Source organism: Falsirhodobacter sp. alg1 (assembly GCF_000739715.2).
Lineage (GTDB): Bacteria > Pseudomonadota > Alphaproteobacteria > Rhodobacterales > Rhodobacteraceae > Falsirhodobacter.
In genome coordinates, this window is the sequence record NZ_BBJC02000001.1 from 76,853 (window position 1) to 91,670 (window position 14,818).

At 61.6% G+C, this 14,818-nt stretch carries 13 protein-coding genes; 4 read left to right on the forward strand and 9 right to left on the reverse strand.

The window, feature by feature from the left end; translation table 11 throughout:
• Window positions 1-74 precede the first annotated feature (74 nt).
• Window positions 75-1,925: an autotransporter assembly complex family protein gene (locus tag TR36_RS00365; RefSeq protein WP_153010452.1), complete on the forward strand. Its 1,851-nt coding sequence runs from the start codon at window positions 75-77 to the stop codon at window positions 1,923-1,925.
• The gene (locus tag TR36_RS00370; RefSeq protein WP_045393377.1) at window positions 1,925-5,770 is read left to right on the forward strand and encodes a translocation/assembly module TamB domain-containing protein; all 3,846 of its coding nucleotides are present in this window, start codon (window positions 1,925-1,927) and stop codon (window positions 5,768-5,770) included. The genes TR36_RS00365 and TR36_RS00370 overlap by 1 nt, the downstream gene beginning before the upstream one ends.
• Before the next feature lie 40 nt (window positions 5,771-5,810).
• Here TR36_RS00370 and TR36_RS00375 read toward each other — a convergent pair whose 3' ends face one another.
• The 7 genes from TR36_RS00375 to TR36_RS00405 form a co-directional block, all read right to left on the reverse strand.
• Window positions 5,811-7,049, reverse strand: a complete 1,239-nt coding sequence (locus TR36_RS00375) for a capsule assembly Wzi family protein (protein WP_045393380.1) — start codon at window positions 7,047-7,049, stop codon at window positions 5,811-5,813.
• 78 nt (window positions 7,050-7,127) lie between these two features.
• The gene (locus TR36_RS00380) at window positions 7,128-9,026 is read right to left on the reverse strand and encodes a nucleoside-diphosphate sugar epimerase/dehydratase (RefSeq protein WP_045393493.1); all 1,899 of its coding nucleotides are present in this window, start codon (window positions 9,024-9,026) and stop codon (window positions 7,128-7,130) included.
• A gap of 131 nt (window positions 9,027-9,157) precedes the next feature.
• The gene (locus TR36_RS00385; RefSeq protein ID WP_045393496.1) at window positions 9,158-9,778 is read right to left on the reverse strand and encodes a sugar transferase; all 621 of its coding nucleotides are present in this window, start codon (window positions 9,776-9,778) and stop codon (window positions 9,158-9,160) included.
• Entirely contained in the window at window positions 9,775-10,497 is a 723-nt protein-coding gene (locus TR36_RS00390; RefSeq protein WP_045393383.1) for an NAD(P)-dependent oxidoreductase, read from the reverse strand. The genes TR36_RS00385 and TR36_RS00390 overlap by 4 nt, the downstream gene beginning before the upstream one ends.
• Entirely contained in the window at window positions 10,487-10,930 is a 444-nt protein-coding gene (locus TR36_RS00395; protein ID WP_045393386.1) for a MarR family winged helix-turn-helix transcriptional regulator, read from the reverse strand. Before TR36_RS00395 ends, TR36_RS00390 begins: the two co-directional genes overlap by 11 nt.
• Window positions 10,930-11,187 carry a glutaredoxin 3 gene (grxC, locus tag TR36_RS00400; RefSeq protein WP_045393389.1) on the reverse strand — a complete coding sequence of 86 codons (258 nt, stop codon included), beginning with the start codon at window positions 11,185-11,187 and terminating at the stop codon, window positions 10,930-10,932. The genes TR36_RS00395 and grxC overlap by 1 nt, the downstream gene beginning before the upstream one ends.
• A 30-nt stretch (window positions 11,188-11,217) precedes the next feature.
• Window positions 11,218-11,925, reverse strand: a complete 708-nt coding sequence (locus TR36_RS00405; RefSeq protein WP_045393391.1) for a ComF family protein — start codon at window positions 11,923-11,925, stop codon at window positions 11,218-11,220.
• A gap of 23 nt (window positions 11,926-11,948) precedes the next feature.
• Here TR36_RS00405 and TR36_RS00410 point away from each other — a divergent pair, with 23 nt between their 5' ends.
• Window positions 11,949-12,731 (forward strand): methyltransferase domain-containing protein, encoded by a 783-nt coding sequence (locus TR36_RS00410; RefSeq protein ID WP_045393393.1) that lies wholly within the window; start codon window positions 11,949-11,951, stop codon window positions 12,729-12,731.
• A gap of 49 nt (window positions 12,732-12,780) precedes the next feature.
• Window positions 12,781-13,794, forward strand: a complete 1,014-nt coding sequence (gene hemH / locus TR36_RS00415; protein ID WP_237763488.1) for a ferrochelatase — start codon at window positions 12,781-12,783, stop codon at window positions 13,792-13,794.
• Window positions 13,795-13,852: 58 nt separating this feature from the next.
• Here hemH and TR36_RS00420 read toward each other — a convergent pair whose 3' ends face one another.
• Window positions 13,853-14,044 carry a hypothetical protein gene (locus TR36_RS00420; protein WP_045393499.1) on the reverse strand — a complete coding sequence of 64 codons (192 nt, stop codon included), beginning with the start codon at window positions 14,042-14,044 and terminating at the stop codon, window positions 13,853-13,855.
• A gap of 147 nt (window positions 14,045-14,191) precedes the next feature.
• Entirely contained in the window at window positions 14,192-14,800 is a 609-nt protein-coding gene (locus TR36_RS00425; protein WP_045393397.1) for a L,D-transpeptidase, read from the reverse strand.
• Between the last annotated feature and the right edge of the window lie 18 nt (window positions 14,801-14,818).

Genomic DNA, 14,818 nt, shown 5'->3' on the forward strand with positions numbered 1-14,818 from the left:
GCAGTCCTATCACGATCGGGCCAGTGCTTGCCAATCCCGTGTTGGAACCGTTGCCCCCCTTGAAACAAGCTGCAATGATCCTTGGTAACGGGCCGGAGAACGGCCGCGAGCAGAATGCGAGGATGAAGGTGGCAGGCTTAAAGGCAATCGGGGTGGCAGCCGTCATTGGCACGGCACAGGTATCGGCGGCACATGCGCTGGATGCCGTCGTGTTCCAGGTCATCGGCAACGATGAGGACCTGACCGATACACTACGCAATTCCTCGCTGACGGCCGAAGTGGCCGAGGACCCGGACCGCGCAAGCGAGCTGTTCGGGGCGGCGCAGGCCGACTATGGCCGCATGGTGGGCGCGATGTATGCGATCGGTCGGTACTCTCCGGTGATCAACATCACCATCGACGGGCGTGAGGCGGCCTCGATCCCGCCGCTCTATGCCCCCGACCCCGACAGCATTCGTGAAATCCGCATCGTGGTCGATCCGGGCCCGGAATTCCGCTTTTCCCGTGCCACGGTCACCCCCTATGTCGAGGGAACCGAATTTCCCGACAATTTCAAGGCGGGCGAAGTGGCAGAAAGCGGCCTGATTTCCGACGCGGTGCAAGCCGGCATCGAAGGCTGGCGCGACAACGGCAATGCCAAGGCCGACGTTGCGCAGGAAAAACTGACGGCAGATCACCGCAAGGATACCCTCTCTGCCGAGGTGCGTCTGGATCCCGGCCCCCGCCTGCGTTTCGGTCCCATGACGATCAAGGGCCAGAAAACCATCAGCGCGCGCCGCGTGGAGAAGATCGCGGGCCTGCCGGAGGGAGAGACCTATTCCCCAGACGAGCTGGAGTCGGCCGCGAACCGTCTGCGCCGAACCGGCATCTTTTCCTCGGTCACGATGGTCGAGGGGGATGTGATGTCCCCCGACCTGCTGCCGATCAGCACCACCGTGGTGGAGCAACTGCCCCGCCGCTATTCGGTGGGGGCGGAAATCTCCAGCTCCGAAGGGGCGGAAGTGTCGGGCTACTGGATGCACCGCAACTTCTTTGGCGGCGGCGAGCGGCTGCGGATCGACGGCGCAATCGAGAACATCGGCGCGGCGGATTCCGGAAAGGACTACTCGCTTGGTGCGCTGCTTGAGCGTCCGGCCACCATTACGGCCGATACCACCGCCGCGATCAACATCGGCATCGAGCATCTGGACGAAGAGGATTACGTCTCGGACGGCTTCGATCTGGGCCTGCGCTTCACGCAGATCGTGACAGACCAGCTGACGGCCAATATCGGGCTGACCTATGCCCAATCCGACGTGTCGGATGATCTGGGCGATTACGACTACCGCTCCATCGCGTTGCCCTTCGGCGCGATCCTCGACACCCGCGACAATGCGCTGGACGCCACCGAGGGCTTCCTGCTGACGGCCCAGGCCGAGCCTTTCATGGGGTTTGCGGATGCCGATTCCGGCCTGCAGGCCACGCTGGAAGGGCGCGGCTATTACACTCTCGGCACCCCGCGCAAGGTTACCTTTGCCGGTCGCGTACAGGCCGGTCAGGTCTTCGGGGCGGATCTTCTGAATACGCCACGGGAATACCTGTTCTATTCCGGGGGTGGCGGAACGGTTCGCGGCCAGCCCTACCAGTCGCTGGGTGTCTATCCGATCGATGGAAACGACGACTACAAGATCGGCGGCTCCACCTTTCTTGCAGCGTCACTGGAGGCGCGGGTGTCGGTCACGAAAAGCATCGGCCTTGTCGGATTTTTCGACGTGGGCCAGATCGGCGTGAACGGATTTACCGATATGGAAGAACAGTCGGGCGCAGGGATCGGCCTGCGCTATGATACGGGCATCGGCCCGATCCGTCTGGACATCGCAAACCCCGTTTCAGGGGATACGGGCGAAGGCGTCCAGCTTTACGTGGGCATAGGGCAGGCATTCTGATGCGGATTTTCTTAGTTCTTATTCTGACCATCCTGCCGTTTGGCGCGATGGCCCAGGACACCGCCGAAGAAGATCGCGGCTGGCTGGAGGGTATCATCGAGGATAACCTGTCCTCTCCCGGTCGTGATGTGAACATCGTCGGCTTCAAGGGGGCGCTGTCTTCCCGCGCCACGCTGGAAGAGCTGACCATCGCCGATGACGAGGGGACATGGCTGACCCTGCGGGACGTGGTGCTGGACTGGAGCCGGTCTGCCCTGCTGCGTGGCCGGCTGGAGGTGTCGGAGCTGACAGCGGGAGAAATCATCGTTGCCCGCAGCCCCAAACCCGCCGAAGGTCTGGACGCCGCCCCGGAGGCAGAGGCCTCGGGGCCGTTCGAGCTGCCGGACCTGCCCGTTTCGATCAATATCGGCCGCATCTCTGCGGACAGGCTGGAACTGGGCGCGCCCCTGCTGGGCGAACCTGTCGTCGCCTCCATGGAGGGTGTGCTGGTTCTGAACAACGGCGAAGGTGGCATCACGCTGGAGGCACAGCGCATCGATGATGGCCCCGCCCTGAATCTGGCCCTGAATGCCAGTTTTGCGAACGAGACACGCCAGCTGGTGACCAAGCTGACGGTGTCCGAGGCCGCCAATGGCCTTGTGACCCGCAAGATGGGCCTGCCCGGCGCGCCCGCCCTGAACCTGAGTGTGGACGGTACCGGCCCGATCGATAATTTTACCGCCCAGATCGCCCTGGAAACGGATAACCAGCCCCGCATTTCCGGGCAGGTGAACGTTCAGGCGCCGACCGATGGCTCCTTGGGTTTTTCCGCGAACCTGTCGGGTGATGCCGCGCCGCTTTTCCTGCCGGATTATGCCGAGTTCTTCGGCAACTCGCTGTCCTTGCAGGTCGAAGGATCCAAGGGCACGGATGGCGTTCTGGAAATCCCCGTCCTTTCGCTGGTGGCACAGCAGTTGCAGCTGAACGGCGCCGTGACCGTGGGGGCCGACGGCCTGCCCGATCGCGTGAATCTGACAGGAAAGATCGCAGCCCCCGACGGATCGCCGGTGCTTCTCCCCCTGACGACGGATCAGCAGACCTTGATCGGATCGGCCGATCTGGACGTGCAGTTCGACGCGGAAAAATCCGATGACTGGACGGGCGAGGTGCGCGTCAGCAATCTGGACCGTGATGATTTCGATGCCGAAACCCTCGTGCTGAACGGGACGGGCAAGATTGTTGATGGGGAACAGTCAGAAATCACCGCAAACCTCGACTTTGCCGCCACGGAGCTGAACGCGGCCGATGCCGGCCTGAATGAAGCCTTGGGGTCGGAGGTGAATGGCAACCTGCAAATCGTTTCGGAAACCGGGACCGACGGCCTGCAGATCCCGAGCCTGACGATCAACGGTGCCGATTACGGCCTGACCGCAAACGCGGTGATCGAAGGGCTGAGCACCGGCATGACCATCACCGGCGAAGCGGAGGCACAGCTGGAAAACCTGTCACGCTTTGCCACCATCGCAGCCCGTCCGTTGGGCGGGGCGGCAAGCGCCTCGATCAAGGGGAACTATGCGGTGCTGGAGGGCGGATTCGATGTTGTGGCCGATGTGCAGGGTACGGATCTGAAAACGGGCATTCCCGAGGCGGACAACCTGCTACAGGGCACATCCACCATCAAGCTGTCGGCCTTGCGCGACACCGTGGGCACCCGTATCCGCGAATTCGCCGTGAATGCTCGTGATCTGTCGGCCACCGCCGAAGGATTGATCGCCAATAGTGGCAGCGATCTGCGGGCCAATGTGGATGCCAGCAATCTGGCCGTTCTGGGCAGCGCCTATGGCGGTTCAGCCAGGGCGGATATGACCTTCAAGGGCACCGCAACCGCGGGCGAGGTGACCCTGACTGCACACGGGAACGATATCCGTACCGGCATCCCCGAAGTGGATGGCCTGCTGGCAGGTAAATCGACGATCCGGACGGATGCCACGATCGATAACGGAACAGCCACCATCAAGCAGGCCGAAATCAATGCCCGCGCCCTGAACCTGACGGCCTCGGGCCGTTTGGCCGAAGAGGGCAGCGATGTCACGGCCAAGCTGAACCTGAGCGACCTGTCCGTGTTGGGTCGTGGATATCGCGGCGCGGTCTCGGCAGACACCACGTTCAGCGGGACGCCGCAGAACGGGCGCATCACCGTGGACGGACAGGCGCAGAATATCTCGGTGGCACAGGCCGATGCCGACAAATTGCTGCGAGGCAATTCGACCATTTCGGCCGAGGTGCAACTGGTTGACGGCCGCGTGGTCGTCGAACGCGCCAATGTGGAAAACCCGCAGGTGACGCTGGATGCCACAGGCACGCCGATCGATAACGGGCAGCAGCTGAACCTGACGGCACGGCTGGCAAATCTGGGCATCCTGTTGCCGCAATTCCCCGGGGCCGTTTCGGTTTCCGGAACCGTGGCACAGCGCCCCGATGCCTATGACATGAACATCAATGCCCAAGGACCGGGCGGCATTTCCGCGCGCGCCAGCGGCACGATCTCTTCGGCTTTCGATCAGGCCAATCTTGCGGTCAACGGGTCGGCACAGGCGGCCCTTGCCAATGTGTTCCTGACCCCCAGCAACGTCGACGGCCTTGTGCGGTTCGACGTGAACGTGAACGGGCCGCTGGCACTGGATTCCGTTCGTGGCGCGATCAGCACTTCCGGCGCCCGCTTTACCGATCCAAGCGCGAATATCGAGATGAACGCGATCAACGCCACGGTGAACCTGAACGGGCAAAGCGCCCGGATCAATGCAAGCGCCGCTCCGGGTGAAGGCGGGCGGATTACGGCCAACGGGACCGTCGGACTTGCAGCGCCGTTCAACAGCGATCTGACCGTCACACTTGCCAATGCGGTCTTTGCCGACCCATCCCTCTACCGGACCACGACAGGCGGCACGATCCGCCTGACCGGCCCGCTGACCGGAAACGGCCTGATTGCCGGGCGCATCGTATTGCAGGAAACCGATGTGCAGGTGCCTTCGGGCGGCCTCGGCAGCTCCGGTACCCTGCCCGGCCTGACGCATGTCGGAGAGCAGGCGAACGTCCGCGCCACACGGGCCCGTGCCAACCTGCTGGATGACGGATCGAGCACCAGCAGCAGCGGCAGCGGTTCGGGCGGGTTGCGTCTGGATCTGACCATTTCGGCCCCAAGCCGCATCAATATCCGCGGCCGGGGGCTGGATGCCGAACTGGGCGGTGAACTGCGGCTGACCGGCACCACATCGAACATCGTGCCGATCGGTGCCTTCGAACTGATCCGCGGGCGTCTGGATATTCTGGGCCGCAGGCTGGACCTGATAAAGGCCACCATGTCGCTGCAGGGGGATTTCATTCCGCAACTGGACGTCAGCGCCCAAAGCGATAACAGTGATGTCACGACCTACGTCAACATCACGGGCCCTGCCGATGATCCCGAGGTCACCTTCACCTCCGACCCCGAACTGCCGCAGGAAGAGGTTCTGGCACAGCTGCTGTTCGGCCGTGACCTGTCCTCCATTTCGGCGCTGCAGGCGGCACAGCTTGCCAATGCCGTTGCCACGCTTGCCGGAAAGGGCGGCGATGGCATTGTCAGCAAATTGCGCAAGAATTTTGGACTGGATGATCTGGACGTCACGACGAACGATGACGGCACGGCTGCGGTAACGGCCGGGAAATACATCTCCGAAAAGGCCTATACCGAGGTGGAGGTTGATGGCGAAGGTCAAAGCGCGATCAGCCTGAACTACGACATCTCCAACAGTGTGACCGTCCGCGGATCCACCGGCACCAGTGACGACAGCACCGGGATCGGCATCTATTACGAACGGGACTATTGACCGAAAAAGGGGGAAGGGTTCACGCCCTTCCCCCTTTTTCTCAGAATGACTTCTTCAGGCGCAATCCGACGCCAAAGCCGCTGTCGATATCGGCCTTGTCCAGATCAAAGCTCTGATAGGATACTTCCCCCGCAACTTCGATATCGCTGATCATCCGCGTCGCCCCGACACGCAGGATGCTTCCCTCGGTGCGCGCGCTGGCAAGCCGATGATCGGTCCGGTCCGTGGCATTTATGATGTAATAGCCGGCCGAGTAGTTCAGCGCGAAGCTGCTCAGATCATGGGTCACGACCATCTGCACCATCCGCGAGTCGGTATCCATGGGCATCCCCATGACCGTTCCGTAATTGGTGTAGCCGCCCTTATAGCCGGCGTTGTTATAAGCCGTACCGGAACCACAGAAATCATTGGTGGAATCGGCAATCTCGGTGGTGGCCCCCTCCAGCGTTACCGTTGTGGGGACGCCGAACGACTGCCCATGCCCCTCGACCCCGGCCAGATACATAAAGCAAGAGGGCAGACCGCCGGATTCATCCTCACCGATGGCCTGGCCATAGACGCGTATCGGCAGGATATCCTCGGGCAGGGTATAGGACAGACCCAGACCGGCCAGCTGGTTCGCATCATCCCCGGTTTCGGAGTTGGACTGCCCTGCGATCATGTCAAGGAAAGAGCCGAAGCTTTCGTCATTCCCCTCACCGCCCCATTGCGCCGTACGCACAAGGTCGATCTCGAACCCTTCCAGCGGTTGAAGCTGCAGGCGCATTCCGAAAAGCTTGGTCCCGTCGGGATTATCGTCACTGTCGGTCTGCCCCAGAAAGATCTCACCCTTCCACGGGCCGATCCACGACAGAAAGCGAGAGTCGAAGGCGCTGTACTCACGTTTCTCTATGTAGGCGGCGGGGAATGGCCGCGCATTTTCCGACAGGATCAGCGATGAATATTTCGAGGGCGACCAATGCCGTTCCCGCGCACCGAAGCCGATCGCGAAATCCCCAAGGTAGGTTTCGAGATAGCTGCGATCGAGGCGGAGCCCGTCACCATCGCTTTCGTCCGACGCCTCCAGATTGAAACCGAGCCGCTGGTTATGCCACTCATAGGCAATGCTGCCCATTGCGGTATCACCAAACCCGAGGATCTCGCGCTGGCCGAGGTAGGGATTGGAGCTGACCCCCGCCGTCACCGTCCAAGTCCCCTCTGCCATGGCTGCGCCACCGGTGGAAATGGCAAGAAGCGAGCACGCCCCCAGCGAGAAAATCCTGCTCAAAGGCCGCTTCATCGCATCATCCTGTTATTGAGGTTTCATCCTGCCTTAACGGAGGCAGGCCCGTTTTTGCAACAGCCGATCAATATGCCGTTACGCGTTGAGCCGTACCTGTTGATGGCTGGGCACAGAATACCCCTCCACCCATCGATGTACCACATCCCGTGCAGCCTCGGCATCGCCCACGGCAACCGCGCCGCGCAGGCTGCGCAGAACGGTCGCCATTTCCAGCTCGCTCAGGCAGGCCTCGCGGGCACGCAAGATCTTGGGGTGCGGCGTGGTCAGCAGCCCCTCACCGATCAGCAGCTCCTCGTGCAGCTTTTCCCCAGGGCGCAGGCCTGTCACCACGATCTCGATATCCCCATCGGGGGTGTCGGCATCGCGGACCCGGTATCCTGCCGCCTCGATCATCTGCTGCGCAAGCTTCCGGATCTTGACGGGTTTGCCCATATCCAGAACGAAGACCTCGCCGCCTGCATCATTACCGGCAAAGGAACCTGCCAGCATCACAAGACGTGCGGCTTCGGAAATGGTCATGAAGAAACGCGTCACATCTTCATGCGTCAGGGTTACAGGCCCCCCGCGCGAAATCTGGTCGCGGAACAGCGGGATGACCGAACCGGAAGACCCAAGCACATTGCCGAACCGGACCATGGTAAACACGGTTCCGCGCGACCGTTGGGCCAGATCCTGCACCACAAGCTCGGCAAGCCGCTTGGAGGCGCCCATGATGTTGGTGGGGCGAACCGCCTTATCGGTGGAAATCAGGATGAACCGGGCAACCCCCGCCTCATTCGCAGCATCGGCAAAGGTCCGGGTTCCCAGAACGTTATTGGCGAGGCCGGCAATCGGGTTCGCTTCTACCAAAGGAACGTGCTTGTAGGCCGCAGCGTGGAAAACCACCTCGGCCTTGTGTTCCTGCATCACCATCCGCGACAGGCGTGCATCCGTAACCGATCCCAGCACGGGGGTGATGATCACATCCGTATCCTCGGCCATTTCGCGCAGCTCACGCTCGACATTGTAAAGCGCGATCTCGGAGGCTTCGAACAGGACAAGGCGTTTGGGGCGGGCCACCAGAAGCTGGCGGCACAATTCCGACCCGACAGAACCGCCTGCACCCGACACGACGATCACACGGCCAACGTAGGCCTCCGCCCCTTCGGGAAGGACGGATTCGATCTGTGTACGGTTCAGGAACCGCCCCGGAATGACGGGGGCCAGATGATCGACCAGCTTTTCCTCCCCCACCAGCTGGGCAAAGGACGGAACGGTCATCACCTTCAGGCCGCGCTTTTCCAGCATGCGGGCGATCTGGGCCTGCCGCGCATGGGAGGCTGATGGCATGGCCAGCAGCACCCGCTTGATATTGCATTGGTTCACCGACCGCGTGATCTGATCCGGGCGCAATACACGCAGACCGGAAATGGTCAGCCCGTGCATGTTGGAATCATCATCCACGAAGGCAACCGGGGTAATGCTGTCATGTGTCCGCAGCGCTGCGGCAAGCTGCACGCCGGTCGTGCCCGCCCCGTAGATCAGCACCTGATGACGTGGTTTTCCCTGACGGAGGATCCATTGCAGAAGCCGCAGCATCCCGAAACGGGCCGCAACGGAAAGCAGGAAGAACAGCAACGAGAAATGCACCGCTCCCACGCCGGGCAGGGTGCCGCTGGTCGCAATCAGCCCTGCCATCATCAGCCCCAGCAGAACCGATGAAATGGCAACCTTGATGATAGCCTTCGCCTCGAAGGCCTTGAGCTGGATGCGGTGGATGCCCAACAGCATAGACAACGCGCCTGCCAGCACCGAGATAACCGGCAAAAGAGGTGTGACCTGCTGCCAGAGGGCAACCGGGAACAGGGAGTTGCTGACGAGGATACAGGTCAGGACAAGCGCAAGGGGTGCAAGCACCAGATCAAGCGTCAGGAAAACAGCCTGTTTCTGCGGCCGTGACAATGCATCGACGATGCTGAAAACCTTGGACCGTATAGACGGCACGATGATGTTATCCTGTTCCGAACCATACGGCCGTATTTGCCTGTTACTTGAAACAACTAGTGCGATTTACCCATCACAGCAAGGCTGGCACCCCTTATGAAGGCACAAATCCGCGCTATTCCTTAACGGCTGCGGCGCAGGACCACCCGCGCCAGGGTATCGCGCAGCAGACACAGGTCGAAACACAGGCTTTGATGGCGCTGATAGATCAGATCCATACGCGCCTTTTTGGGCACCGACCGGCGCATGTAGGCGGCATCGGTTTCGGCGGGTGTGGTGCAGGCCGCCAGAACCCGCTCTTCGTATTTATGGATGTGCAGCGAGGCGAGACCGGTGATACCGGGACGATTACGCAGCACCTGCGCATATAGGTCAGGGCATCGTTCCACGTATTGGCGCAGCGGCGGGCGCGGACCGACAAAGCTCATATCCCCGCGCAGCACGTTCCACAGCTGCGGCACCTCATCCAGACGCAGCTTGCGCAGCACACGGCCTATCCGCCCCACACGATCCGCCTTGTCCCCCCCCGAGACGCCGGATTCATCCGGGCCCGCAGGCCGCATGGTTCGCAGCTTCCACAGGGCGAAAGGCTGATCCACCCCCTTCATACGCTCGGCCACGTAGAAAACTGGACGTCCTTCGACGATCAGCAGCACGACCAGCAGAATGGCAAAAGGTACCGCCAGAAGTATCGCCAGAAACAGGGCAAACAGGATGTCGAACAGGCGTTTGGCCGGAGTCATGCTGCCCTCCATTCGGCAACCATTGCGACAGGATCGGCAGGCGGCAGCGCAACGATGCGCGCCAGGCGGTCCGTATTCAGTCCGACATGCGCAATCGTGTTGGCACGTGGCGGGCCGAAGGACCAGTCGATGCCCGCGGCGTCCAGCAAGGCGTCCATCGCAACCGGGGACGGTGCGGCAATATTCAGGATCCGCGGCAGATGGGCCGTGGCAAACAGGGCCGACAGAACGCGGGCCAATGTGGCAGGGCCGATATACGACCGGCGCGGCCCGCCCCCTCCGGCAACAGGATCCAGCGTGACATGCGAACCGGCCCGCCCCAGCAGGGCATCGGCGCCCACCACATTGCCCAACCGCAGAATTGTAGCGGCGCCGGGCAAAGCCTCCATCCGCAGCTTGGCCTCTCCATAGGCACTGAGGGGTGCGGGTGTATCCTCTTCGGATCGCTCCCCCTCTGCTGCGCCGTAAACGGCTGCGGAGGACATCAGGAAAACACGCGCGCCCCGCTGTTCGCCCGCCAGAATTGCGGCAGCGGCGGTGGTCACATTATCCTCCATCGGTCCTGCGGGGTCCGTAACGCCGGCAAGGTTCAGGATCGTGCCACCCCGCCCTTCGGGCCAGGCCTGCCCCCGCCCCAGCCAGATTGCATCCGGCCAATGCGGACGCAACAGCCGTGCCAGACGGCCGGTTGCCCCTGTAACGATCAGATCATTCGGCATGTTCGAACCGGTAACGCATTTCACGCAAGACGGGCAGCACCGCCCGAACCCGCTCGGCCCCCAGGGCATTCACCACGTCACCGATGATCGGAACAATGGCACTGACAGCCGCATCGCGGGCATTCCGCCCGGCCGGAGAGATGCAGACGAACTTGCGCCGCGCATCGTCCCAGTCCGGGCGGATATGGATATGTCCGGCCCATTCCAGTTTGGCCAGTGTATTGGTCATGGCCCCCCGCGTGACGTGGAATGCCTTGGCCAACTGGGCCGGTGTACGTTCTTCGCCCAAGCGGGCCAGATGGTTGAGCACGCCGAAATGCGACAGCTCCATCCCCTTGGGCAGCACCTTCGATATGCGGTTACGGGCCAGCTGATCCGCCATGAAGAGCTCACCGAACAGGGTAATCGCAAGATCGTCGGTGCGGTCGGACATCAGTCTGCCAGCAGCGGGTCAAGGCCACCGCGGGCGTCCAGCGCGTGCAACTCCGACGAACCGCCGACGTGGGTATCCCCGACAAAGATCTGCGGCACGGTGCGAACGCCGTTGGCGCGTTCGGTCATGGCTGTACGCAGCGCCGGATCACGGCTGACATCGATTTCGGTATAGGCGACGCCTTTGCTGTTCAGCAGGCCCTTGGCCGAATGGCAAAAGGGGCAGGTCGGCGTGGTATAGATCTCAACGGTTTTCATAATGCCCTCCTTGGATAGGTTACTCCCTATCTAGGGGCTTTTGGTCACCCGCGCCAGCACCGCAACCGATACATCCGCCGCCCCGGCTGTCCAGCAGGCATCAGCGGCGGCGGCAAGGGTTGCCCCCGTGGTCAGGACATCATCCACCAGTAACACATGCCGCCCCGCCACACGCTGCGGTTTGCGCACCAGAAGCGCACCCGACATGTTTTCGAAGCGGCCCGCACGATCCCGCCCCTCCTGTGATCGGGTGTTGCGGGTGCGCGATAGCAGATCCGGTGCGCAGTCCAGCCCTGCCGCACGGGCAAGCGCCTGCGCCAGCAATCCCGCCTGATTATAACGCCGCCGCAACAGTCGCATCCAGTACATCGGCACGGGCGCGACCAGCATGCCCGGTCGCAGAATAGGTGCTGCTGCCTGCGCCATCCACTTTCCCGCAGGCCGCGCCAGATCCAGCCTGTCACCGTGCTTCAGCGCCAGAACCATTCGCCGGGCGTTGGCATCATAGAGCATTGCCGCCCGCCCACTGGACCATGGCGGGGCCATCATACGGCATTCATCGCAGCAATCGTCACCCTCACCCGGCAGCGGCGTTCCGCACAGGTTGCATACAGCCCCCGTCACGAATGGCGTGTCACGCCAGCAGGGCCCGCACAGACCGCCGTCCGAGGCCACGATCTCTCCGCAGCACAGGCAGGATGCCGGATAGATGATCCGCAGTGCGGCTTGTATTCCCATCGCAGTCCCCACACATTCCGGCCATGACACCAAATCTGACCGATCGCCCCGCCCTGATGCGCAACCGCGCCCGCGCCACACCGGATGCCCTGTTTCTGCATGAAGCGGTGGCAGCCGAGACGCAGGAAAGACTGAATGAGGTTAACAGGACCTTTCATTCGCCCGTCGTTATCACCCCCTTTCCTGAAATCTGGGCAGGCTGGCCTACGGTGGCCGATGCCGATGTGCTGGATCTGACGCCCGGCGCACATGATCTGGTTATCCACGCGCTGTGCCTGCATTGGGCCGATGATCCGGTGGGCCAGATCGTACAATGCCGCCGCGCGCTGCAGCCGGACGGGCTGTTTCTGGCGGCCACCTTTGGCGGTGAGACCTTGACCGAATTACGCGCAGCCCTGACCGGGGCCGAGGCCGAGGTGGCAGGCGGCCTTTCCCCCCGCACCCTGCCCATGGGAGAGATTCGCGATCTTGGCGGGCTGGTGCATCGCGCGGGGCTGGCCCTGCCCGTGGCCGATGCCGACAAACGTACCGTCCGCTACCGGGATGCCCTGCATCTGATGCATGACCTGCGGGCCATGGGAGAGGTTTCTGCACTTGCTGCTCGCCCCCGCCATTTCACGCGCCCGGCAGTCCTGCTGGATGCCGCGCGCCGCTACCAGATGCTTGCCGATGACGAAGGGCGGATCCCGGCAACCTTCGAAATCGTCTGGCTGACCGGCTGGGCGCCCGATGAAAGCCAACAAAAACCGCTGCGCCCCGGTTCGGCCACGCATAGTCTGGCGGAAGCGTTACGACCCAAGGATTGACCCCTGCCCCCCTCAGGGTATGTCCGTGTGCAATAATAAGGATATGCCAATGACCCATCTTCCCGCCGACCACCCCCCCGTCAAACGCCCACGTGTCGGCGTATTGCTGGCGAACCTCGGTACGCCGGACGGATACGACTACTGGAACATGCGCCGCTATCTGTCCGAATTCCTGTCGGACCGCCGGGTTATCGATTATCCCGCATGGAAATGGCAGCCGCTGCTGCAGACGGTGATTCTGGCCAAACGTCCCTTCTCCTCCGGCAAGAACTACAAGCTGATCTGGAATCACGAGAAGAACGAAAGCCCCTTGATGACCATTACCAAGGCGCAGACGGCAGCGCTGGCCGAGGAACTGCCCGAGGTCATGGTCGATTTCTGCATGCGCTACGGCAACCCTTCGACCGAATCAAAAGTGACGGCAATGGTCGAGGCGGGCTGTGAAAAGATCCTGTTCGTGCCGCTATATCCGCAATACGCAGGGGCCACGACTGCAACGGCCAATGATGCGTTCTTTATGGCGCTGACAAAACAGTATCGGGCACCCGCTGCGCGCACGCTGCCCGAATATTTCGAACACCCCGATTATATCGCTGCCCTTGCCGAATCGGTACAGGAAGCTTGGGATGGTCTGGATGAAAAACCCGATGTTCTGGTGGCATCCTACCATGGCATGCCCAAACGCTATCTGATGTCCGGGGATCCCTATCACTGCAAATGCCAGAAAACGACGCGTCTGCTGCGGGAAAAACTGGGTTGGGAAAAGGATGCCATCCATACCACGTTCCAGTCGGTGTTCGGCCCCGAGGAATGGCTGAAGCCCTATACTGTCGAATATGTGGCTGAGCTGGCCAAACAGGGCAAAAAGCATATCGCCGTTGTGGCCCCCGCATTCTCGGCCGATTGCATCGAGACGCTGGAAGAAATCAAGGGCGAGATTGCCGAGGCATTCGAACATGCGGGTGGCGAACGCTTCACCTATATTCCCTGCCTGAACGAGCGACCCTCACATATTCGTGCCTTGGCCGCGATCATCCGTAATGAACTGGGTGGCTGGATCTAGGACAACAAAAAAGGCGGTGGATTGCTCCACCGCCTTTTCTGAATTCTTTGCCTGATAATCAGGAAGCAGCAGCCGCAGCAACTACCAGCAGCAGCAGCAGCGGAACAACAACGCCAGCCGACGACGAGCTGGTGTTTTCTTCAACTACGACCGGAGCCATAACGGGTTCCATGACCGGCTCAGCCATACCACCGGCGAAAGCCGAGGTAGCAGCGACCGAGAGAGCGGCGGCGAGAGCGATTTTCTTCATAATGACCTCCAGATACTGCCCAACGTCTTTTATTTCAGAGGCGACGTTTTGCATCCAAGACTGTTCCTCGTAAGAAATGCATAAGCATTTCCGAGATGTGAATGCAATCGTCAGGATTCAGTTCCCGCAATGATGCGGATAACATTGTCAAATAAGCAACACTTGCGTACCTACCTTGGACAGGCCGTACAGCTCAATAATGTGCTCGTTATACAAACCTACACAACCACTTGAGGATGCACGCCCGATCTTGCGGGTATCATGCGTGCCGTGGATACGATAATATTGCCACGACAAATAAAGTGCGCGCACACCCAACGGGTTATCCGGCGCGCCGCCCTGGACCACTTCGGGCCACTCGGGGTTCCGTTCCCGCATCGAAGGCGTCGGGCGCCAGCTCGGGTTTTCCCGCATTTCCACGACCTGCGTCTTGCCGCGGCGTGTCAGATCCTCGGTCAACGGGATCGAGCAGGGATAAAGCTTGTACACCGACTGATCTTCGGACCAAAAGTGCAGCGCCCGCGAGGTCAGATCGACGAGGATCGCACCGTTGCGCGTATTGTCGAAGTGATCACGCCAGTTCAACATGCGGAAGCTGGAGATGTTCGACTGCGTTGTCGGCGCCGTTTCCATCTGGGTGCTGCCCTGCATCACCGTGGCGTTGTTCTGCGCGAACGCAGGAGCGGCCAATGCGCCAGCCCCGACTGCCGCTGCTGCCCCCAGCAACGACCTACGATTGAGCTTTACGTCACCCATCCGTCAGTTCTCCTTGAG